Annotated in this window: 20 protein-coding genes; 5 read left to right on the forward strand and 15 right to left on the reverse strand. The window is 38.9% G+C overall.

The genetic code is table 11. The features are described 5' to 3' along the window. Positions 1 to 7 precede the first annotated feature (7 nt). Positions 8 to 1,072 (forward strand): PDDEXK nuclease domain-containing protein, encoded by a 1,065-nt coding sequence (locus tag OC25_RS06650; RefSeq protein ID WP_039473199.1) that lies wholly within the window; start codon positions 8 to 10, stop codon positions 1,070 to 1,072. Between the two features lie 10 nt (positions 1,073 to 1,082). Continuing rightward, positions 1,083 to 1,799, forward strand: a complete 717-nt coding sequence (locus OC25_RS06655) for a 2-phosphosulfolactate phosphatase (protein WP_039473356.1) — start codon at positions 1,083 to 1,085, stop codon at positions 1,797 to 1,799. On the opposite strand, the gene OC25_RS06660 is transcribed toward OC25_RS06655, so the two are convergent. The 4 genes from OC25_RS06660 to gldB all read right to left on the reverse strand — a co-directional run bounded on the left by OC25_RS06660 (position 1,796) and on the right by gldB (position 5,766). Continuing rightward, the gene (locus tag OC25_RS06660; protein WP_039473202.1) at positions 1,796 to 2,710 is read right to left on the reverse strand and encodes an outer membrane beta-barrel protein; all 915 of its coding nucleotides are present in this window, start codon (positions 2,708 to 2,710) and stop codon (positions 1,796 to 1,798) included. The two genes, OC25_RS06655 and OC25_RS06660, sit on opposite strands and share 4 nt — an antisense overlap. A gap of 71 nt (positions 2,711 to 2,781) precedes the next feature. Then, entirely contained in the window at positions 2,782 to 3,573 is a 792-nt protein-coding gene (locus tag OC25_RS06665) for a M12 family metallopeptidase (RefSeq protein WP_039473205.1), read from the reverse strand. Positions 3,574 to 3,880: 307 nt separating this feature from the next. After that, a complete protein-coding gene (locus tag OC25_RS06670) occupies positions 3,881 to 4,651 on the reverse strand; it encodes a patatin-like phospholipase family protein (protein ID WP_039473207.1) in 771 nt (256 codons plus the stop codon). An 80-nt stretch (positions 4,652 to 4,731) separates the two neighbouring features. After that, entirely contained in the window at positions 4,732 to 5,766 is a 1,035-nt protein-coding gene (gene gldB, locus OC25_RS06675; RefSeq protein WP_039473210.1) for a gliding motility lipoprotein GldB, read from the reverse strand. A 30-nt stretch (positions 5,767 to 5,796) separates the two neighbouring features. On the opposite strand from gldB, the gene OC25_RS06680 reads away from it, so the two are divergent. Further along, positions 5,797 to 6,474, forward strand: a complete 678-nt coding sequence (locus OC25_RS06680) for a porin family protein (RefSeq protein WP_039473214.1) — start codon at positions 5,797 to 5,799, stop codon at positions 6,472 to 6,474. Between the two features lie 103 nt (positions 6,475 to 6,577). Next, positions 6,578 to 8,218 (forward strand): NAD+ synthase, encoded by a 1,641-nt coding sequence (locus tag OC25_RS06685; protein WP_039473216.1) that lies wholly within the window; start codon positions 6,578 to 6,580, stop codon positions 8,216 to 8,218. 241 nt (positions 8,219 to 8,459) lie between these two features. Here OC25_RS06685 and OC25_RS06690 read toward each other — a convergent pair whose 3' ends face one another. From OC25_RS06690 to rsmI, 6 genes are all read right to left on the reverse strand, one after another. Next, positions 8,460 to 8,876 carry an OsmC family protein gene (locus OC25_RS06690; RefSeq protein WP_208599651.1) on the reverse strand — a complete coding sequence of 139 codons (417 nt, stop codon included), beginning with the start codon at positions 8,874 to 8,876 and terminating at the stop codon, positions 8,460 to 8,462. A 103-nt stretch (positions 8,877 to 8,979) separates the two neighbouring features. Further along, positions 8,980 to 9,504, reverse strand: coding sequence for a signal peptidase II (gene lspA / locus OC25_RS06695; protein WP_039473222.1), 525 nt, complete (start codon positions 9,502 to 9,504; stop codon positions 8,980 to 8,982). A 6-nt stretch (positions 9,505 to 9,510) separates the two neighbouring features. After that, entirely contained in the window at positions 9,511 to 9,972 is a 462-nt protein-coding gene (locus OC25_RS06700) for a DinB family protein (protein ID WP_039473225.1), read from the reverse strand. Then, positions 9,965 to 11,590, reverse strand: coding sequence for an apolipoprotein N-acyltransferase (gene lnt / locus OC25_RS06705; protein WP_039473358.1), 1,626 nt, complete (start codon positions 11,588 to 11,590; stop codon positions 9,965 to 9,967). The genes OC25_RS06700 and lnt overlap by 8 nt, the downstream gene beginning before the upstream one ends. 98 nt (positions 11,591 to 11,688) lie before the next feature. After that, positions 11,689 to 12,342 (reverse strand): PH domain-containing protein, encoded by a 654-nt coding sequence (locus OC25_RS06710; protein ID WP_039473227.1) that lies wholly within the window; start codon positions 12,340 to 12,342, stop codon positions 11,689 to 11,691. A gap of 39 nt (positions 12,343 to 12,381) precedes the next feature. Beyond that, positions 12,382 to 13,095, reverse strand: a complete 714-nt coding sequence (gene rsmI, locus OC25_RS06715) for a 16S rRNA (cytidine(1402)-2'-O)-methyltransferase (protein WP_039473230.1) — start codon at positions 13,093 to 13,095, stop codon at positions 12,382 to 12,384. Between the two features lie 155 nt (positions 13,096 to 13,250). Between rsmI and serS the strand changes: the two genes are divergently transcribed. Continuing rightward, positions 13,251 to 14,522, forward strand: coding sequence for a serine--tRNA ligase (serS, locus tag OC25_RS06720; RefSeq protein ID WP_039473233.1), 1,272 nt, complete (start codon positions 13,251 to 13,253; stop codon positions 14,520 to 14,522). A gap of 149 nt (positions 14,523 to 14,671) precedes the next feature. Here serS and OC25_RS06725 read toward each other — a convergent pair whose 3' ends face one another. From OC25_RS06725 to fabV, 5 genes are all read right to left on the reverse strand, one after another. Continuing rightward, positions 14,672 to 14,986: a hypothetical protein gene (locus OC25_RS06725; protein ID WP_039473236.1), complete on the reverse strand. Its 315-nt coding sequence runs from the start codon at positions 14,984 to 14,986 to the stop codon at positions 14,672 to 14,674. 96 nt (positions 14,987 to 15,082) lie between these two features. Beyond that, positions 15,083 to 15,772: an SIMPL domain-containing protein gene (locus OC25_RS06730; protein ID WP_039473239.1), complete on the reverse strand. Its 690-nt coding sequence runs from the start codon at positions 15,770 to 15,772 to the stop codon at positions 15,083 to 15,085. A gap of 495 nt (positions 15,773 to 16,267) precedes the next feature. Next, entirely contained in the window at positions 16,268 to 16,720 is a 453-nt protein-coding gene (locus OC25_RS06740) for a cold-shock protein (RefSeq protein WP_039473246.1), read from the reverse strand. A gap of 142 nt (positions 16,721 to 16,862) precedes the next feature. Further along, a complete protein-coding gene (locus OC25_RS06745; protein ID WP_039473249.1) occupies positions 16,863 to 17,396 on the reverse strand; it encodes a GNAT family N-acetyltransferase in 534 nt (177 codons plus the stop codon). Positions 17,397 to 17,510: 114 nt separating this feature from the next. After that, positions 17,511 to 18,704 (reverse strand): enoyl-ACP reductase FabV, encoded by a 1,194-nt coding sequence (fabV, locus tag OC25_RS06750; protein WP_039473253.1) that lies wholly within the window; start codon positions 18,702 to 18,704, stop codon positions 17,511 to 17,513. Between the last annotated feature and the right edge of the window lie 426 nt (positions 18,705 to 19,130).

The following is a 19,130-nucleotide window of genomic DNA, read 5'->3' on the forward strand; positions in this document are numbered from 1 at the left end:
TGAACTGATGAAACCAGAAGAAAATAAATACAATGAGCTGCTTTATCAAATAGGATCTACTTTACAAACAGCCAAACAAAATGCCATCAAGGCAATTAATGTTGAGCTGATTATTGCCAATTGGAAAATTGGAAGATATATTGTTGATTTTGAACAGCATGGTAAGCTCAGGGCTGCATATGGGAAAGAGCTGTTGGTAACCCTTTCAGCAGATCTGAAGTTAAAGTACGGCAAAGGATTTAGCCGTTCGAGCTTGCAGTTGATGCGTTCGTTTTATATCAATTATCCAAAATTTCAGCCTTTTGCTGATGAAGATTTAATTCGCCAGACGGTGTCTGGCGAATTCTCAAAACGCCAGACACCGTCTGGCATTTTTCTAAGTTGGAGTCATTATGCCGAGCTTTTGACTATTTCTGATGAGCTTGCAAGAAGCTTTTATGAAGTACAAGCCATAAAAGAAAATTGGAGTTTTAGAGAAATGAAGCGTCAGATTGATTCTGCTCTATTTCAAAGACTAGCGCTCAGCAAAGACAAAAGTGGTGTTTTGGCTTTAGCTGAAAAGGGGCAGGTAATTGATAGGTCTGAAGACTTAGTTAAAGATCCTTATGTTTTTGAATTTTTAAACCTACCTGCCGGAAGTATCATTAAAGAGTCTGGCTTAGAAAAAAGACTCATTGATAATTTACAGAAATTTCTTTTAGAGCTTGGTAAAGGTTTTTCTTTTGTAGCCAGGCAGTTTAAAATTACGGTTGATAATGAGCACATGTTTGTTGATATCGTATTTTATCATCGAATATTAAGATGTTTCGTGCTAATTGACTTAAAAACAAAAAAGGTTAAACATCAGGATATTGGTCAGATGAATTTTTATCTCAACTATTTTAAAGATGAAGAAAATGTTGAGGGGGATAATGATCCAATCGGGATTATTATTGCGGCTGATAAAAATGAATTTTTGGTTAAATATGCAACCGGAGGGCTTTCAAATAAAATATTTGTGTCTAAATATCAACTTTATTTACCAGATCAAAAGCTTTTGGAAGAAAAGGTAAAAGAAATTATAAATGAATAGAATATCCGATATGTCAAAAAAAATAGAAGTTTGCTTAACACCCGCTTTGATCGATTTATATGATATAGAGCAAAGCATTGTGGTGGTTATTGATATTTTAAGGGCTACATCATCCATAACTTATGGAATCGATAATGGCGCTGAAGCTATTATTCCGGTTGCTCATGTAGAGGATTGTCTGAAATACAGTGATAGTGGATTTTTATTGGCCGCCGAAAGGAATGGTGAAGTAGTGGCTGGTTACGATTTCGGAAATTCGCCTTTTTCTTATACCCCAGAAAAAGTTGGCGGAAAAACAGTGGTACTAACTACTACCAACGGTACAAAGGCATTACATCTGGCGCAAAAAAGAGCACATCAGGTGGTTATAGGCTCCTTTCTCAATTTAGATACGCTTTGCGATTATTTAAAAAGCCAGGATAAGCATGTGTTGTTATTGTGTGCTGGTTGGAAAGATCAGTTCAATTTAGAAGATACCTTGTTTGCCGGAGCTGTAGTGAATCAACTGCGTCAAAGCTTTGAGCATTTCGACGATTCTAGTGTTGCTGCTGAAGATTTATATTTGTTGGCGAAAGATGATTTAAGAGCCTACCTGCGCAAATCATCACACAGTCACCGTTTGGCTCAGCTGAATATCGAAGAAGATGTTGTATTTTGTTTGCAGTTAAATATTTGTAAGGCTATTCCCGTTTTAAACGGCGAAAGTTTAGTGGCTTTAAAACACTAGAAAGTAAAGTTCAGGCCTAAGGCAATTGTATTTGCCCTGAATTTAGCACCGTTAAATTGTGTTTCTTCTGTTTTGCGGTTATTGTAGTAGGCACGGTCTACACCTGTATAGGTATTAATGTTATTGATTTTATAATCGAGTTCCAGTTGAAGCATTTTGTTTAACGGAACAGTCAGGTTGACATTTCCATTAAGTGCAAAAGAATTTGCAGCATGGGTAAAACTCACCGGTTTTTGAAAATCGGGGATTAAATTCCAGTTGGCCTTTGCCGAATATTTATAAAAGCCGCCTAAAATACCTGCACTTATGCGGAATAATTTGGCTTTAAAAGTTCCCTCAAGCCCAAAATCAAAACCTTTATACCTGCTTTGGTAGGTAGAATTTAAACCCGCACTATTGGGGTTGCTGGCGCTTTCTAATAAATAAAATTTTTGCTCGTTGTAAGATAAACCAATAAGCGGGCTGAATGCAAATTGTTCTGAATTGAATACCTGATAACTGAGCTGCAGGCTGGTGTTAAAAAGATAACCTTTATTGGCGTTAAGCAAATCGTAGTAAAAAGCACTTTGGCGGTTATCATCTGCGTAATCGGTATCTTCTGCCTCGCCTTTGGTAGTCTTACTGTATTGATTACTGGTTTTTACCGTTAACCGATCTGTAATGTGGTATTTCACATCCAATCCGAATGCAGGTCCTTTTAAATTTTTCCAGATGAGTTCTGATAAGATGTTGGGGGTTGTACCCGAAGCATTGCCGGCAATAGACCAATCGAATTTTGATTGTTGGATGCCTATGGAAGGCTTAATTTCCCATTTTTTTGATGGGCTTTGTGCAAATGCAGCTGTATAAAAGAGGACTAAGGTTAAACAAATTAGTAATCGGTTAAGCGTACGCAAAAAAATAAGCTGCATATTTTATTTCTGTTTTAAACTACAAAATACACATAGTGGCCAAGTATATGCCACTATGTGTAAATTAATTTTTAGAATGGATACACTGAAGCAATAAATGATTTATCGGTAGGAGATAAAACGGTATTCCATCCCACTTCAAAATCGCCGATTGTTAGTTCATTAGGAACCGCATAATGCATAATCGAAAATTTATCGTATGCGCTGTAATTGGTCTGCGTAGTGCTGTATTTAGCAAAGATGTTATTATCTGTTGTTGCTTCATCCCAATAATTTGGAGCCGCTGCATAATAAGCATAAACAGCTGGCTTGTCCCACGGAATAGATACCAAAGGATGTTGGTGTTCGTGAATCATTCCCAATGCATGGCCAAATTCGTGTATTACCACGCGGCTATATTCCGAATCTGCAGTATTATCGGTCAGCCAGCCATAATTCATGGTTGCACCAGTGCTTGGTGTCGATTTTCCAATGTACGACCATGATCCTCCGCTGGCAAAAGTTACCCTGATTTTAGCGGTATTATCGTTGGTTACAAAATTGAATTTAATGTTGGCATATTGTTCCCATTGTTTGGCAAACTGGATTACTTTAGCCCTAACGGTTGAAGTACCTCCATTTAGACTTACTTTAATGGTAGAGCCATTTGGCCATTTGGTTGAAGTGATTACTGCGCCTCTGGGCGTAGTGCCGTCAAGTGTTCTTTCCGTACAGATTTTGATATCGCTCATTTGGTTGACACTTAAACTTTCAGGGCGATCTAAGGTTTCGGTTTCAGTTGGTTTTTCTTTTTTACAAGAATATAAAGACAAAGTTAGGGCTAAGGCAATAAGTGCTGCCTTGTTTAATTTTAAAAAATTCATGTTTTAGGTTGTTTAGGTAAAAATTAATGATCTGTGTTATTTGACTGAAAAATCGAGTTAGAAAATAGTAAACACAGGGATTCTCCGCTTCTGCTGAAGCATGGTCTGGTTAAAAAACATAGGTAAGACGTTTAGGTTAAATACCATGCATTTTGCAAAGTATAATCCTAAAGTAAAATATTATTATATAACAAGCAAGAGAAATGTAATATTTTTATTTCAATTGTGTAATTATTACACTATATTTTTATTGCATATAAATATTCTTTACTGTAGTTTTAATTCTACTTTAATAGATTGTAAACTATTATTTCGTGATGAGTTCAGAAATTGTGGGACTATTTTTGATGGTAATCAAGGCTTCTTCGTGCGCCAGCCAGTAAATATCTTCTGCACGTTTCATATCAAAGGTACTAATGGCGCCAAGGCCTTTAGGTTCAATTAATACATTACAGAATTTTGCTTTTCTTTCCATGTCATGATTGATCGACATGATTCCGGCGCGCCCCATTAAATTGGTAATCCCTGTTATTTTATCAACTGGCTTGAGGTGATTGCAGGAAGAGCCAATAATAAAATCGCAGTCTTCCATCAGGGGTTCAACCGGAAAATTATTTAGAATTCCTCCGTCAACATACATCTGCCCGTCAATCATAATTGGTTTAAAAATGCCTGGTATGCAGCTCGAAGCGTGTATGGCTCTGATTAATGGTCCTTTAGTAAAATACACCAGCCGGCCCTCACTAAAATTTACAGCAGCTATGGTTAGCGGGATTTTTAGCTTCTCAATGGTATCTTCCGGGAAGTATTCTTTTAAAATCAGTGAAGTATTTTCAATATTAATTAAGCCGAGCGAACCCACTGCCGGGCGTACAAAACGCCACAATTTAGTTTTCAGGAAAATATTCAATCCTTCTTCCGGATCGATACCCGCCGCAAAAAAAGCTCCGGCTATGGCTCCGGCACTTGTTCCGCTAATGTGACTAAATGTAATACCTAAATTGCTAAAGGCTTTTAAAACGCCTAAGTGTGCTATTCCTCTAATGCCTCCGCCCGATAATACAATGCCAACTTTCATAGATTTATTTTAGGGTAATTACTTTATTGCTTAATAATTTTTTAGCAGACAACTATAAATTGCTAATTGAAAACTGCAACCTAATTCTGTTGTTTCGGTTTGTATTTCGATTTATTCAAAATTTTCTGTGCATCTCCTTCTGCCATTAATTGTTGCAGAGTTACATCCGGATTTTCTTTCATATACTTCTTTACCATCTGCCACCCAATCCATACTCCCAATTTTGGTGCCGAATCTCTATTTTCACCCAAACCAGGGGTAAACGGACCTTCTGAGAGAAAAACCTGTATTTTTTGGTAATCAGTTTCGAACAGAAAATTATGCTCTAAAAAATAGGCCCAAATATCACCTTCAAAGTGCTGTGCCCATTCCAGTTGTTGCGTAGTGTAGCCAATTTTAACCGAATCTGGCAACTGCTCTGGCAATACCTGATCAAGAAAATAAAGGATTTTTCCCTGAAAAACCATTTTGGATAACAGCGACTTGTTTTCATCAGGCTCTGCAAAAAGCTCTTCGTGCGCGTAGGTTTCGGCTACGCGTGGAACAATATATTCTGGTGCAAACCTTCTGGAGAGGTACAATGGTACACTCTGAACAATGGCTTTATAAAATTTACTGTCTTTGCCCAAAAACATGTCGAGGCCAATCCCCAGATAATTATCGCCAACCGGCATCTGGTAAGCAAAGCCCGAAGCAAAAGCGATGAATTTTGGAATTTTAGCTTTGGGGTAATAGTATTTAATGTACTTAAAAGTTTCGTTTAAACCAGCTTCCTGTGCTTTCAAATCGGGGAAAACACTGTCTACTTCTTTAGTTAAATCGGTATAGGCCTGATCATGGTACAGGGTTGCCAGCGATTCGGTATTTTCGTATTTGGTATCGAGGATTTTATGCAGAAAATCGTCATAAAATACACCATATTTTGTGCTTAGCGTTTGGTTTACCTCGGCCGGATTTTTACTTTTGCCTGCAAACAGTTCTTTATCAAAGCGTTCTATTTTGATATCTACGGCAATATTGCTTACATCGGGCCTGTGGTTTTGCTTACAGGAAATAAATGCAATGGCAAAAAGAAAAATTAGATAAATTTGCCTGTGTTTTACGTTATACATCATGTAGAACAAATATATATAAACACCTATAGCATGAAAAGAATATCGACCATTTTAATTTTATTACTTTTAAGTTTCGGCGCCTGGGCGCAAAATTCAACCTTAACCAGTTATGGCTTCCGCTTAGGCTTAACTGCTACACCAACTGTTGGCTGGATTAAACCCGATCAGGGTAAAACCAATGGAGTAGCTTTAGGCTTCTCTTATGGTTTAATAGGAGATTTTAATTTTGCGCCGAATTATAGTTTTTCTACGGCTTTAACCATCACAACTATCAATGGTAAAAGTACCGAGGTAAGCCCTTCGAACATTATCGAACCAACACCTAATAATGCAGCAATACCAGTAGCTTACGATCTGAAATATAAACTTCAATATTTAGATTTGCCATTAACTGTCAAACTCAAAACAATAAAAGAAGACGGGAGACGCTGGTATGGTCAGTTTGGTTTATCTAATTCAGTTCTTTTAGGGGCAAAACAGGATGCTGTGGGCGGTAGTACCAACCAGAGCAATATCAAGGTAAATGATTATACCAAATTTTACCGTGCCGGATTAATTATCGGTGGCGGCGGAGAGTTTGATATATCCGGAAACACCAGTATTGTGGCCGGTTTAACTTTTAACAACGGCTTTACCAATATTGTAACCGATAAAAACAGGAATGTTAAAAATCACTATCTGGCACTTAATTTCGGTGTATTCTTTTAAACCAATAGCTAAATAGTTACAACAACGCTTGCTACTTAATACTTGCTACTTTAATCTTGCTACCTAATACTCGCTACTTCATTACGCTTTAACTAACCCAAACATGAAAATCGCTTTAGCCCAACTCAATTACCACATCGGAAACTTTGAGGCCAATACCCAAAAAATAACCGAACACATCCAATTGGCAAAAGATAAAGGCGCAGATCTGGTTGTTTTTGCCGAGCTGGCGATTTGTGGTTACCCGCCAAGGGATTTTTTGGAGTTTGATGAGTTTATCTTGCTTTGCGAAAATGCAGTGCAGGAAATAGCAAAACATTGCAATGGTATTGCCTGCATTGTGGGCTTGCCCATAAAAAATGAGGTGCTTCAGGGTAAGGATTTGTTTAATGCTGCTTACTTTATTGAAGATGGTGCAGTAAAAGGTGTAGTTAGGAAAGCGCTTTTGCCTACTTACGATGTCTTTGATGAGTATCGTTATTTTGAACCTGCAACACAATTTAGATGCATTGATTATAAGGGTAAAAAAATTGCACTCACCATTTGCGAAGACCTCTGGAACATTAACGATAACCCGCTTTATGTTTCTAACCCAATGGATGAACTGATTAAGGAAAAGCCCGATTTAATGATCAACATTGCAGCTTCTCCTTTTTCTTACACCCACGATGATGAGCGGATTAAAGTACTGTCTGATAATGCTAAAAAATATCATCTGCCCGTTTTTTACGTCAACCAGGTAGGTGCACAAACTGAAATTATTTTCGACGGTGGTTCGCTGGTTTTTGACGCAGATGGAGCCATGAAAGCAGAGATGAAATACTTTGAAGAAGATTTACAGGTATTCGATCTGGAAGAGGTTGAGCATGTGCGCAATAAATACCCGCAAGCCGAGAGGTTAACCGACATTGAACAGATTCATGATGCGCTGATTTTAGGGATTAAGGATTATTTCAGGAAATCAGGTTTTAGTAAAGCGGTGCTGGGCCTTTCAGGCGGTATCGATTCGGCGGTGGTTTGCGCACTGGCCTGCCGTGCTTTAGGCCCAGAAAATGTAATGGCTGTTTTAATGCCGTCTAAATTCTCGTCCGATCATTCGGTACAGGATGCCTTAGATTTAGTAAATAACATTGGTTGTATGCACGAAATTATCCCGATTAAGGATGTTGCAGAAGCTTTTGATCAGATATTGGCACCTGCGTTTAAAGGCTTGCCATTTAACCTGGCCGAAGAAAATATTCAGGCGCGTATCCGTGGTATTATCAATATGGCTATGAGTAATAAGTTTGGTTATATACTGCTCAATACATCCAATAAAAGTGAATGTGCGGTGGGCTACGGCACGCTCTACGGTGATATGTGCGGTGCCATAGGCGTAATTGGCGATGTATATAAAATGCAGGTTTTTGAGCTGGCCAGATACATCAATAAAGAACGTGAAATTATTCCGCTTAATACCATTGTTAAACCACCATCAGCAGAGTTAAGACCTGATCAGAAAGATTCTGATTCGTTACCCGATTATGAAATCCTGGATCAGATCCTGTATCAGCATATTGAAAAGAAGCAGGGATCAAAAGCCATTATTGCACAAGGATTTGATGCTGCACTAGTGCAACGGATATTGAAAATGGTTAACATCGCTGAATTTAAACGCTACCAAACACCACCTATTTTAAGGGTTTCGCCTAAAGCATTCGGTATGGGCAGGAGAATGCCTATTGTAGGGAAATATATGGCTTAGTGGGTTGAAAGGTTTGAAAGTTTAAATTGTTGGAAGGTTAAAATGCCTATTTGATCTTCCAGGCTTCCATTAAAAAACAACTAGGGAATATAGGTGTTCCTGGGGTAAACAATTTGAGAAATCAGCAAGCAGGTCGTCATCTCGACTGAAGCGTAGCGAATGGAGAGATCTATTAGCTAGATTTCTCGACTGCGTTGCACTCCGCTCGAAATGACGATCTATTAAAGACTGTATTACAATCTTATGCTAAAGTAGCATCAACCGTAATGGTGGTATTTAATAATTTAGAAATCGGGCAGTTTTTTTCTGCATCAGCCACTAATTCATCAAATTTATCTTGCGATAAACCCGGTACAGAAGCGGTTAAGGTTAAATGTGATTCAACAATTTCACCTTTCGATGGATCAAGGTTAATGTCACATTTGGTTTCCAATCTATCGGCAGTAAAACCAGCTTCAGTTAAGTTTGCTGATAATTTCATGGTAAAGCATCCTGCATGTGCCGCAGCAATTAGCTCTTCGGGGTTAGTGCCAACACCTTCTGCAAAGCGCGAGTTGAAAGAATATTGTGTATTGTTTAAAGTAGTACTTTGAGTAGTAATATTACCTGTACCTTCTTTAATAGAACCTTGCCAAACGGCTGTTGCATTTCTTTTCATGGTCAAAATTTATTTTTTGGTTGATTGTTTAACAGCTAAAGATAAATATATGTTTGTATTCGGAATGAAAATCTTTGTTAAGAAATTAACTTATTTCAGCAGCTTATTCTACCTCAGTAATGCTGTCTTCCTCAGGCTTAGTAATTTTATTCCTGAAAGATTGGATCAGTAAAATGCCCACACCAATCATGATCGAAATATCCGCGAAATTAAATACTCCCGTTTGGAAAATATAAAAATCCATGTGCATAAAATCGGTAACCGAGCCATGCACAATCCTGTCATATAAATTACCAATGCCGCCTCCAATTAAAAAGCAAAGTGCAATTTGCATGCTGATGGGCAGGTTGCGTTTAGCGAAAAGAAAATACAGACCATAGCCTAAAAATAACAAAGGCAGTCCTGTCAAAATGATTAGCCTGAAAATATAAGGCATCTCGTCACCTAAGCTTAAAAACGCACCCGTATTTTCTACCTTGGTTAACGTAAAACGGTCTTTAATGATACTGATATGCTCATAATCGCTAATGTTAACGCGAACAATTTTTTTGGATATCTGGTCGCACCCAAAATTTAAGGTTAACAACAGAAGTAATACCGACCAGCGTAGGTTTTTTATTTTTTGCATATTTTTTTATCTGATAATATCGGCATCAACCGGTGTATAGCCTAAATGCCTGCTTAACGACATGATTTGTCCTTTGTGATGAAATTCGTGCGTAATAACATGGGTAAATAGTTTTAAAGGATTTACAATTAAAGATTCCCCATTTCTTTCCAGTTCAATTTGCTGCTGCTCATTTCCTTTAAATTTTTCGGTAAATAACTCCAAATATTCATCTACTTGCGCAAAATAGCTTTGGCAATCGCTTAAGGTCTGGTAGCTTTCGAAAGGTAAAAAATCCTGCTTAATTCCCAATGCCCTTTCGCCGATCCAGGCACAATAGGTTTGGCAGATATGCACCAGTAAATTTCTGATAGATCCGCGGCCAAAAGAACTGTTATCGGCTAAGAAATCCTGTTGGGAAATGGTGTCTATATAAGTTAATAGCGTATTCCTCGAAGATAAAACGTATTCGTATTGTTGTTTAAGCATGGCCTGATTTTCTGATCCATTTTCTATAAGGAATAATCAAAGCTAAAAGAATGGCTGCAATGCTCAATAACTGCGCAATAATATCTCCGCTTTTTACATAAAAGGTTATCTCATCATTTAGGTTAATGTTTGCCTTGATAGCTGTTCTTGTCCACCATTTGGTGCTTTGAGTAACATCGCCACGCTGGTTAATGAAGCACGAAATACCGGTATTGGCCGAGCGTGCCACATCACGGTGTGTTTCTATAGCCCTGAGTTTGGCATACATTTCATGCTGATCTTTACCTGAAGTATTTCCCCACCAACCATCATTGGTAATAATTGCAATAAACTGGGCACCATCTTTTACTTGTTCACCGATCCAATCGCCCCAAAGGCTTTCGTAGCAAACAACAGGAGCAGCACCAATTCCACTTTGCGCGTACAAAACACTTGGTTTTTCCTGCCAGCCCCAGCCACTAACACTGCCACCCAGCTGCGCAAATACACCATCCATAAAAGAAAATACTTTTGGGAAAGGCATTTTTTCTGCACCGGGAACGAGTTTTGATTTATGGTAGAATTGTACGTTGGCAGAGTTCTCTACCTGCATAGCAGAGTTGTAGTTGTCATAAAACATGCCGTTAGGATGCCTTTTTGCAGATATCGTTTTTTTATCTTCATACCACCTTACGCTCTCTATCCCGGTAATCAATGTGCCGTTTTTGTATTTATTCAAAAAGCTTTGCAAGCTGATAAAATCCGGATTGGTACGAATCTTTTCCTCATCAGCATAATTTGGAATGGCTGTTTCTGGCCAGATAAAATATTCTGTATTGGTTTGCCCGATTGAATCAGAAAGATGGGTTAAAATTTTTATTTGCTCGGCGGCAGGAATGATTTCCAGCTTTTGATAGGGATCAATATTCGGTTGAACAACTACGACATTACTTGGCGTGCCTTTCTGTTCGGCATTAAAGTATTTTGTTAAAGATATAGCCACCGGGATAATAACCACCAGTGCCCAGATACCCAAAGGTCTGTACTTTAAATAGCCGGTTTGTGTTTTTAGTTTTTTGTAAGCTTCGAAAGCCAGGATGTTGCTGGTTAAAATCCAGAGCGATCCGCCGTAAACCCCCGTGTAATCATACCATTGTGCCAGCTGGTGCATACCTGCCAATCCGTTGCCTAAAGTCATCCATGGGAAGGCGAGATCCCAGGTTTGCTGCAAATATTCGAGCGCAATGTAAAAGGAAATTAAGCCAATATAAGCCACAGTTTTATTCACATATCTGCCCAAACGGTAATATAGCCAAACTGAAAAAGTCATTAAAAGTGCACCTAAACCGTAAGGGATTAACGATACCGGAATAGCCACAATGGGGTTGTTGTATGCGCTTATGGCATTGTAAACCCAGTAAATAGCCGCTGTATTCCAGGTTAAGAAAGTTAAACCTGCAGTTAGGAAAATCCTTTTGCCAGCTTTTTTAATGCCACTATTGGCAATACTGTCTATCGCAATGAATAATGGTACCAAACCGATTAATAATAATGGTGTGGTAAATGGCATAGGCGGCCAGGCCAGCCACAGTAAAAATGCACTTAAGCCGGCGAGGAGGTAGGTTTGTTTCTTGTTCATTTTTAAATGCTGGCGCGGTGTTGTCAGGCTGAGCTTGTTGAAAGCGTAATTAAAAACTTGCGTTTCGACAGGCTCAACGTACAATGGAGGGATTAGTGCTATAGACTATCTAAAATATTAGCTTTTTTGGCTTCGTACTCTTCCTGCGTAATCAGGTGTTTATCGTACAAAGTTTTAAGCTTGCGTAGCTTCAATGTTGTTTCGTCTTCTGCTTCTTCTACCACTTCGGCAATCTGAATAACCGGTTGCTCAGGTTCTGGTGTCGGTACAGTTGCCGGAATTTCGGCGAAAGGTTGTGCGTTTAAGCTAATTGGAGAGGCTGTTGCACGGTTTTCTTCCAGTTTTTGCTGACGCAACATTTCTTTATATTCTTCCAGTTGCTGGTTTGCAGCCTGGTGTAATTTACGCGCCTGTACCTTTGGAATAAATTCGGTTACGATATTTTCGCCATGTTGTGGTACACAGATAAATTTAGAACCGAAAAACTCTTCTTTAAACGAAACTTCTTTAATGCTTTTCCACGAAATATCTTTAAAGTTCATGGTTAAGCCCAGGTTGCCAGGCTCGCAGTAAAAAATCCTTTTGTTAGAAATGGCAATGCTATCCGGAAGCAAGTTTACTGCTGGTTTTTTCTGCACAGCCAGGTACAAAAGCTCTTCGCCGCTGGTTAAAAGATCGTTTAATTTTCCAATCACCTTTTCAACCGCTTTAGGGTCTTGTTCGTCGCTTAGAAATCTATCTATACTAATCATAATATTTTTTAAAATTGATGTGTTGTTTATATCCAGATGCTAATCTTCGGCATCATCATATTTGTTTTTTTGCTTTGTTGCCGGTTTACCCGCAATGCAAATTACAAATTCTCCTTTTAAAGTATTGTTTTCAAAATGTGATTTTATTTCGGTCAAAGTTCCCCTTACGGTTTCCTCAAACATTTTGGTCAGCTCTCTGCTTACCGATGCTTGTCGCTCTGCACCTAAATATTGGGCAAACTCTTCTAAAGTTTTTAATAAACGGTGCGGACTTTCATAAAGTATAATGGTACGCTCTTCTTCGGCCAGTTTTTTAAATTTAGTTTGCCGGCCTTTTTTAACGGGTAAAAAACCTTCAAAGCAAAAAGAATCGGCAGGCAGGCCCGAGTTTACCAATGCGGGTACAAAAGCCGTTGCACCAGGGAGGCATTCTACAGCAATATCGTTTTTAATGGCTTCGCGTACCAGAAAGAAACCCGGATCGGAAATAGCCGGTGTACCCGCATCCGAAATCAGGGCAATTTGCTGTCCTTCGTTTAAAAACCTGATAATCTCTGCAGTGGCTTTATGTTCGTTATGCTGGTGATGGGCAAAAACCCTTTTATCAATGCCGAAATGTTTGAGCATGGGCGCACTGGTACGGGTATCTTCAGCCAAAATCAAATCGCATTCTTTTAATATCCGGATTGCCCTAAAGGTCATATCCTCCAGATTGCCTATCGGCGTGGGTACGAGAAATAGTTTGCCATCCATGGTATCAAGTTCAGGTATTGAGTATAAGTATCAAGTATTAAGTATCGAGTATCAAGTATCAAGTAACGAGTATCAGGTATTTAAGCTGCGGATGGTTGAAAACTGCAAACTGAAAACTGAAAACTCTTTCTATCTTTGTGAAAAAAAATAAAATAATGCTGCAAGTTAACTATATCCGCGAAAATAGAGAGAAAGTTTTAGAACGTTTAAGTGTACGTAATTTTAAACAACCAGAACTGGTAGACGAAATCATTAAAATTGATGAAGAACGTCGTTCCACTCAAACTTCGTTGGATAGTATTTCGGCAGAAGCTAATGCAGCCGCCAAACAAATTGGTGATTTAATGCGTGCAGGTAAAAAAGAGGAGGCTGAAGCAATTAAAGCACAAACGGCTTCTCATAAAGAAAACATCAAAAACCTGGGCGATAAATTAAATGAACTGGAAACTGCTCAGCACAATTTAATTGTTCAGTTGCCGAACTTGCCTTACCATTTGGTGAAACAGGGCTCAACTGCCGAGGATAACGAAATTGTACTTACACATGGCGAACCGGCAAAATTGCCGAGCAAAGCGTTGCCACATTGGGAACTGGCGGCTAAATACGATATCATTGATTTTGAACTTGGGGTTAAAATAACAGGCGCTGGTTTCCCTGTTTATAAAGGAAAAGGTGCCAGGTTGCAACGCGCCCTGATTAATTTCTTTTTAGATCACGCTACTGCTGCGGGTTATAAAGAAATGCAGGTGCCTCATTTGGTAAATGCGGCTTCGGGTTTTGGAACCGGACAGTTGCCGGATAAAGAAGGACAGATGTACCACTCAACAGTTGATGATTTATATTTAATCCCAACAGCCGAAGTACCGGTAACCAATTTATACCGCGATGTAATTATTAAGGAAGAAGATTTACCCATTAAAAATACCGCGTATACACCTTGTTTCCGCAGAGAAGCCGGTTCTTATGGCGCGCATGTACGTGGCTTAAACCGTTTACACCAGTTTGATAAGGTAGAAGTGGTACAAATTACACACCCGGATCAATCTTACGAAACATTAGAAGACATGAGCCAGTATGTGCAGTCGCTTTTACAAGAACTGGGTTTACATTACCGAGTATTGCGTTTATGTGGTGGCGATATGGGCTTTACCTCGGCCATGACTTATGATATGGAAGTATGGAGTGCGGCTCAGGAGCGTTGGTTAGAGGTTTCTTCTGTTTCTAATTTCGAAACTTACCAGACTAACCGTTTAAAACTGCGTTTTAAAGGAAAAGAAGGAAAAGCTCAACTGGCGCACTCGTTAAACGGAAGTGCATTGGCTTTACCTCGTATTGTAGCTTCTATTTTGGAGAATTACCAGACTGAGAATGGTATTAGAATTCCTGAAGCTTTGGTAAAATACACCGGGTTTGATATGATTGATTAAGATGAGCAACTTCAATGGTTTAGCAGGACTGAGACTTACGAAGTTATCATCATCCTGTAACCCATCGCAAACTTCGTAAGAAGACCATAAAAAAAGCTTTGCAATATTGCAAAGCTTTTTGTTTTTTATGTAGATAGATGTGATTTCGATTATAGGATCAGGATCAACAATAAGATGATGATAATGATGGCACCTACTGAAAGGTAAACACCTCCAGAGATTGCACGTGCCTGTCCTTTTAACTCTCTTAATTCGCTGCGTAATGCCTTGCGCTCAGCTTTAGTCAGGTTCGATTTGTCCATGTCTCTGATTTCTTCAACACGGCTTTTAATCGTTTCTAATTTTACAGCCTGCTCTGCAGTTAATTCAGTTGGGTTCTTAGCAGGTTTATCAGCTGCCTGGGCCGAATTAAAACTAATGCCTAAAGCAAAAACCAAGGCCAGCGTGTAGATGAATTTTTTCATAATATTAATTTTTTTAGTGTTCGACCTCTAGCTAACAAAAAACCTACCAAAATGTTCTGGTAGGTTTTAAAAAAATGTAATTAAATGTTAAATATGTTATTTGATTTCGAAAACCACATTAACACTGAAGTTTAACTTAATTTTTTTGAAATCGATTTCTGGTGCTGCATCTGCAGATTCGGCCATTGCCGATTTCATCATGTAGTTTCTGTAAACAGGTTGTACAACATTGTCGCCACCATCCTGTATTTCAATTACGCTGCCTAATTTATCGCCCAAAGCTTCTACCATGTAAGCTGCTTTTTCTTTTGCAGCCATAAGCGCTTTAATTTTTAACTCTTTTTTAAGGCTCTCAATTTTACTGTAATCGTAGCTTTCGATATTGGTATTGGCAATACCTTTGGCATCAATGGCTTCAATAATTGCGTTGAATTTGTTTAAATCGCTAACTTTTAAGCGGTATTGTTTGCTGGCTAAAAAATCAGGGTTTTTCTTTTTCTCTGTAGCGTAGTTCCAGCTGCTTAGGTTGCTAATGGTTAAATTTTCTTTTGCAATACCCGCTTTTTGAACTGCTGCATACAGTTGTTTCTCTAATTCAGTAATCTCTACTTTTTTCTTACCGTTTAAATACTCTTTAAGGGAAATACCGATGTAAATGATATCGGGTGTAACTTCTGTTTCGGAGGTGCCGCTAACATTAATTTTTCTGCGTAAATCTACTTGTTGAGCCATCGCTGTCGATAATCCTAAAAATGCAACTAATGCAAGTGCTATTAACTTTTTCATAATTCAAATTTTTCTTTGTGTGTACTGTAAAGATGTAAGCAACTCACAAATTCCACACCGGGATTAAAATATTTTTTATTTTACCTGATAACGGTTGCATCTGACAAATAGCTACAGTGAGGCTATTATTTATTGGTTTTTCGGTTGTATCTGGCTTATTTTCAGTAGAATGTGTTTGGGCTGATGGTGGTTGGGTTTCAGCCTTAAATGCCAAAAAACAGACACGAAATATTTTTTATAATGGGAACATTAATCAGGCATATTGTACTGAAGTTGTAGCTAATTATGGCTCATTGCTGTACCCGAAAAGAAATTTTGGGAAAGAAGAATGTAAAAATTTGTAGGTATTTTCTCAATCAGGAAAAATTATGCGCAAGGTTTTATGCTTAAATAGACGGAATTATAAAGGGGTATAAAACCGTGCGCAGCAGAACGTTTTCTGCGATTTATCTTATTGCAACCTGGATAAGGTTACAACCGGAGCGTATTTAGCTGTTAAACTTTTGAAACTTTAACGGCGGTAGGTCCTTTCTGGCCCATTTCTACTTCGAAAGTAACTTTATCACCTTCTTTAATCTGGCTGATTAAGCCATTTGCGTGTACAAAGATGCTTTCCTGGGTTTCGGTGTTTTTAATAAAGCCATAACCTTTGCTATCGTTAAAGAAAGTAACTGTTCCTTTTTTAAGGGGGCTTTCATCAACAACATCTTGTTGTCTGGCAACGCCAATCTGGATATCTTCGGTATTGATTACCACTTTTTTGTTTGGATCGGGTGGCGTAGAAGAAATGTTGCCATTTTCGTCAACATAAGCCATCATATCCTCGAGTGCTAAACCTTTTTTGGCATTAGCCTGGCGTTCTTCTTTTTTCTCTTGTTTGTCTTTTTGTTTCTTTAACCGTTTTTTTTCGTTTTCTTTTTTACTGTATGATGCCTGGGATTTAGCCATATTTTACTTAAGTTTTGTTTTAGAATGGTGAGTGGAAATGGAGAATTAAGCAAAGATAACAATCGTAAAGCAGAAACACGATTTTATTAGCCAATGGCTGGCAATAAATGATATTGTTTCTGGTGGTTAAGCGCACATTAGTTTACCTGGCTGCCCATCTTGCTTTATCTACCTGATAAACAAAATTCCATTTAACCGGTTCACCATAATAGGCTACCTCTATTTCGCCAACTTTAGTGGCCCCTAATTTCTCTGTAGCTTTTTGCGATCTAAAGTTAGTGGCACCAATATGCAGGATTATCTTATCTACAAAACGGAATGCATAATCGAACATTAGTGTTTTTAAGGCGTGGTTGTGGCCTTTTCCCCAAAACTCACGAGCAATAAAAGTGTAGCCAACTGCAACCGCACTGTCTGTCTCGTCCAGATCGTAATATCTCGAGCTGCCTACAATTTTGCCGGTTTCTTTTTCGTAAACGATAAAAGCACCTTTGGAATCCATTGCGCCTTTGAAAAAATTCTCAAAAACTTCACGTTGATAGCGGTCTTTATTGGGATGTTGTTCCCAGATCAGCGGATCGGAAGCTACTGCAAACAAGGCTTCGAAATCTGTTTCTTTTAAGGGAACAATTTGAATTAAATCGTTTGCTAATGTGGGTTGTAAATCGAAATACATATCGTTTGGTTATCAAAACGGCCGGCTAAAAAGCCAGCCGTTTGTTAAGTGTTTTATTGCAGAGGCCCTGAAACGAATCCGATAGCTATCGGATCAGGGTGACGGATTAGTGATTTAGTCTACCAAACCTTCAATGGCCACCACTTCGTTTGCTTCTTTCTGGTAATCTACTTTATCAATTTCGAAACCAAACAGGCTTAAGAAATCAGATCTGTAACCTGCTAAATCGCCGATGGCTGGCAAAGTTTCGGTAGTAGCCTGTTCCCAAAGTTCGGCTACTTTTGCCTGTACATCTTCGCGCATTTCCCAATCGTCGATCCTGATTCTGCCTTTTTCATCAACAGGAACCGGGTTGCCGGTAAATAACCTGTCGGCATATAATCTTTGGATTTGCTCGATTGTACCTTCGTGAATGCCTTCAGCTTTCATTACTTTGTACAACAATGAGATATACAACGGAATAACGGGAATAGCCGAGCTGGCTTGTGTAACCAATGCTTTGTTTACCGATACGTAGGCTTTACCATTAATATCTTTCAATTTATCGCCAATGGTAAAGGCTGTAGCCTCTAAATCGTCTTTTGCGCGGCCAATGGTTCCTTTGCGGTAAACGGGCTCCGTTAAAGCCGGGCCAATGTAAGAGTAAGCGACTGTGGTAGCGCCCTCAGCCAAAAGGTTCTCTGCTTTTAAAGCATCAATCCACATGGCCCAATCTTCGCCTCCCATTACGGCAACGGTGTTGGCAATATCTTCTTCGGTAGCGGGTTCGATAGAAACTTCGCTCACGTTACCGGTATGGAAATCGACAGTTTTATTGGTATAAGTTTCGCCGATTGGTTTTAGGGTAGAACGGTGTAAGACTTCTGTATCCGGGTGTTTTCTAACCGGTGAGGCTAAACTATAAATTACTAAATCTACCTGACCTAAATCTGCTTTAATCAGTTCGATTGTTTTTGCTTTGATTTCTTTCGAGAAGGCATCGCCATTAATACTTTTGGCATATAAGCCTGCTGCATGTGCTTCTTTTTCGAAAGCGGCACTGTTGTACCAGCCTGGTGAAGCAGTTTTGCCTTCTGAAGGAGCTTTTTCGAAAAATACACCAATAGTAGCGGCGTCTGAACCATAAGCAGCGGCAATTCTGGATGCTAAACCGAAACCGGTTGATGCACCAATTACCAATACTTTTTTAGGACCATTGATAGCTCCTTTTGATTTTACATATTCAATTTGATTCTTTACGTTTTGAGCGCAACCATCAGGGTGTGCTGTTAAACAGATAAAGCCCCTCATTCTAGGTTCGATAATCATTTTTGTTCTTTTTTACGTTTTGTAATGTTAAATAAGGGCGCTTTAAAGGTCTTTTGAAAAAGTCGTAGTGCCCAAATCTTTAACGAAGATAAATTTTTAATTGTTTAACATTAAATGAATTTTAAATATTGGAGATTTTTAAGTGTGGGAGGCTATCTATTTTTAACCGCAAAGCGCGCAGAGGTTTTCGCAAAGCACGCAAAGCTGGAGGCATGGTTTTGGTAACTAGACTCCGGGCCTCCGACCCCGGACTTCGGACTTTTTTTCACCACCGAGAACACGAAGTTTTCACTGAGGACACAGAGCTCTTTATTATTTTAAGTACGCAAAGCTGGATGAGGGTTTTGGCGATTAGACTTCTGACCTCAGACTCCGGACCTCTGACTTTTTTTTACCGCAAAGCACGCAGAGGTTTCGCAAAGCACG

The sequence above is a fragment of the Pedobacter kyungheensis genome (assembly GCF_000812965.1).
In the GTDB taxonomy this organism is placed as follows: domain Bacteria; phylum Bacteroidota; class Bacteroidia; order Sphingobacteriales; family Sphingobacteriaceae; genus Pedobacter; species Pedobacter kyungheensis.

Excerpts from the sequence above, each read along its gene's own strand:
- OC25_RS06650 (WP_039473199.1), top strand. The coding sequence starts at position 8 with ATGAAACCAGAAGAAAATAAATACAATGAGCTGCTTTATCAAATAGGA.
- OC25_RS06655 (WP_039473356.1), top strand. The coding sequence starts at position 1,083 with ATGTCAAAAAAAATAGAAGTTTGCTTAACACCCGCTTTGATCGATTTA.
- OC25_RS06660 (WP_039473202.1), bottom strand. The coding sequence starts at position 2,710 with ATGCAGCTTATTTTTTTGCGTACGCTTAACCGATTACTAATTTGTTTA.
- OC25_RS06665 (WP_039473205.1), bottom strand. The coding sequence starts at position 3,573 with ATGAATTTTTTAAAATTAAACAAGGCAGCACTTATTGCCTTAGCCCTA.
- OC25_RS06670 (WP_039473207.1), bottom strand. The coding sequence starts at position 4,651 with ATGAAAGTTGGCATTGTATTATCGGGCGGAGGCATTAGAGGAATAGCA.
- gldB (WP_039473210.1), bottom strand. The coding sequence starts at position 5,766 with ATGATGTATAACGTAAAACACAGGCAAATTTATCTAATTTTTCTTTTT.
- OC25_RS06680 (WP_039473214.1), top strand. The coding sequence starts at position 5,797 with ATGAAAAGAATATCGACCATTTTAATTTTATTACTTTTAAGTTTCGGC.
- OC25_RS06685 (WP_039473216.1), top strand. The coding sequence starts at position 6,578 with ATGAAAATCGCTTTAGCCCAACTCAATTACCACATCGGAAACTTTGAG.
- OC25_RS06690 (WP_208599651.1), bottom strand. The coding sequence starts at position 8,876 with ATGAAAAGAAATGCAACAGCCGTTTGGCAAGGTTCTATTAAAGAAGGT.
- lspA (WP_039473222.1), bottom strand. The coding sequence starts at position 9,504 with ATGCAAAAAATAAAAAACCTACGCTGGTCGGTATTACTTCTGTTGTTA.
- OC25_RS06700 (WP_039473225.1), bottom strand. The coding sequence starts at position 9,972 with ATGCTTAAACAACAATACGAATACGTTTTATCTTCGAGGAATACGCTA.
- lnt (WP_039473358.1), bottom strand. The coding sequence starts at position 11,590 with ATGAACAAGAAACAAACCTACCTCCTCGCCGGCTTAAGTGCATTTTTA.
- OC25_RS06710 (WP_039473227.1), bottom strand. The coding sequence starts at position 12,342 with ATGATTAGTATAGATAGATTTCTAAGCGACGAACAAGACCCTAAAGCG.
- rsmI (WP_039473230.1), bottom strand. The coding sequence starts at position 13,095 with ATGGATGGCAAACTATTTCTCGTACCCACGCCGATAGGCAATCTGGAG.
- serS (WP_039473233.1), top strand. The coding sequence starts at position 13,251 with ATGCTGCAAGTTAACTATATCCGCGAAAATAGAGAGAAAGTTTTAGAA.
- OC25_RS06725 (WP_039473236.1), bottom strand. The coding sequence starts at position 14,986 with ATGAAAAAATTCATCTACACGCTGGCCTTGGTTTTTGCTTTAGGCATT.
- OC25_RS06730 (WP_039473239.1), bottom strand. The coding sequence starts at position 15,772 with ATGAAAAAGTTAATAGCACTTGCATTAGTTGCATTTTTAGGATTATCG.
- OC25_RS06740 (WP_039473246.1), bottom strand. The coding sequence starts at position 16,720 with ATGGCTAAATCCCAGGCATCATACAGTAAAAAAGAAAACGAAAAAAAA.
- OC25_RS06745 (WP_039473249.1), bottom strand. The coding sequence starts at position 17,396 with ATGTATTTCGATTTACAACCCACATTAGCAAACGATTTAATTCAAATT.
- fabV (WP_039473253.1), bottom strand. The coding sequence starts at position 18,704 with ATGATTATCGAACCTAGAATGAGGGGCTTTATCTGTTTAACAGCACAC.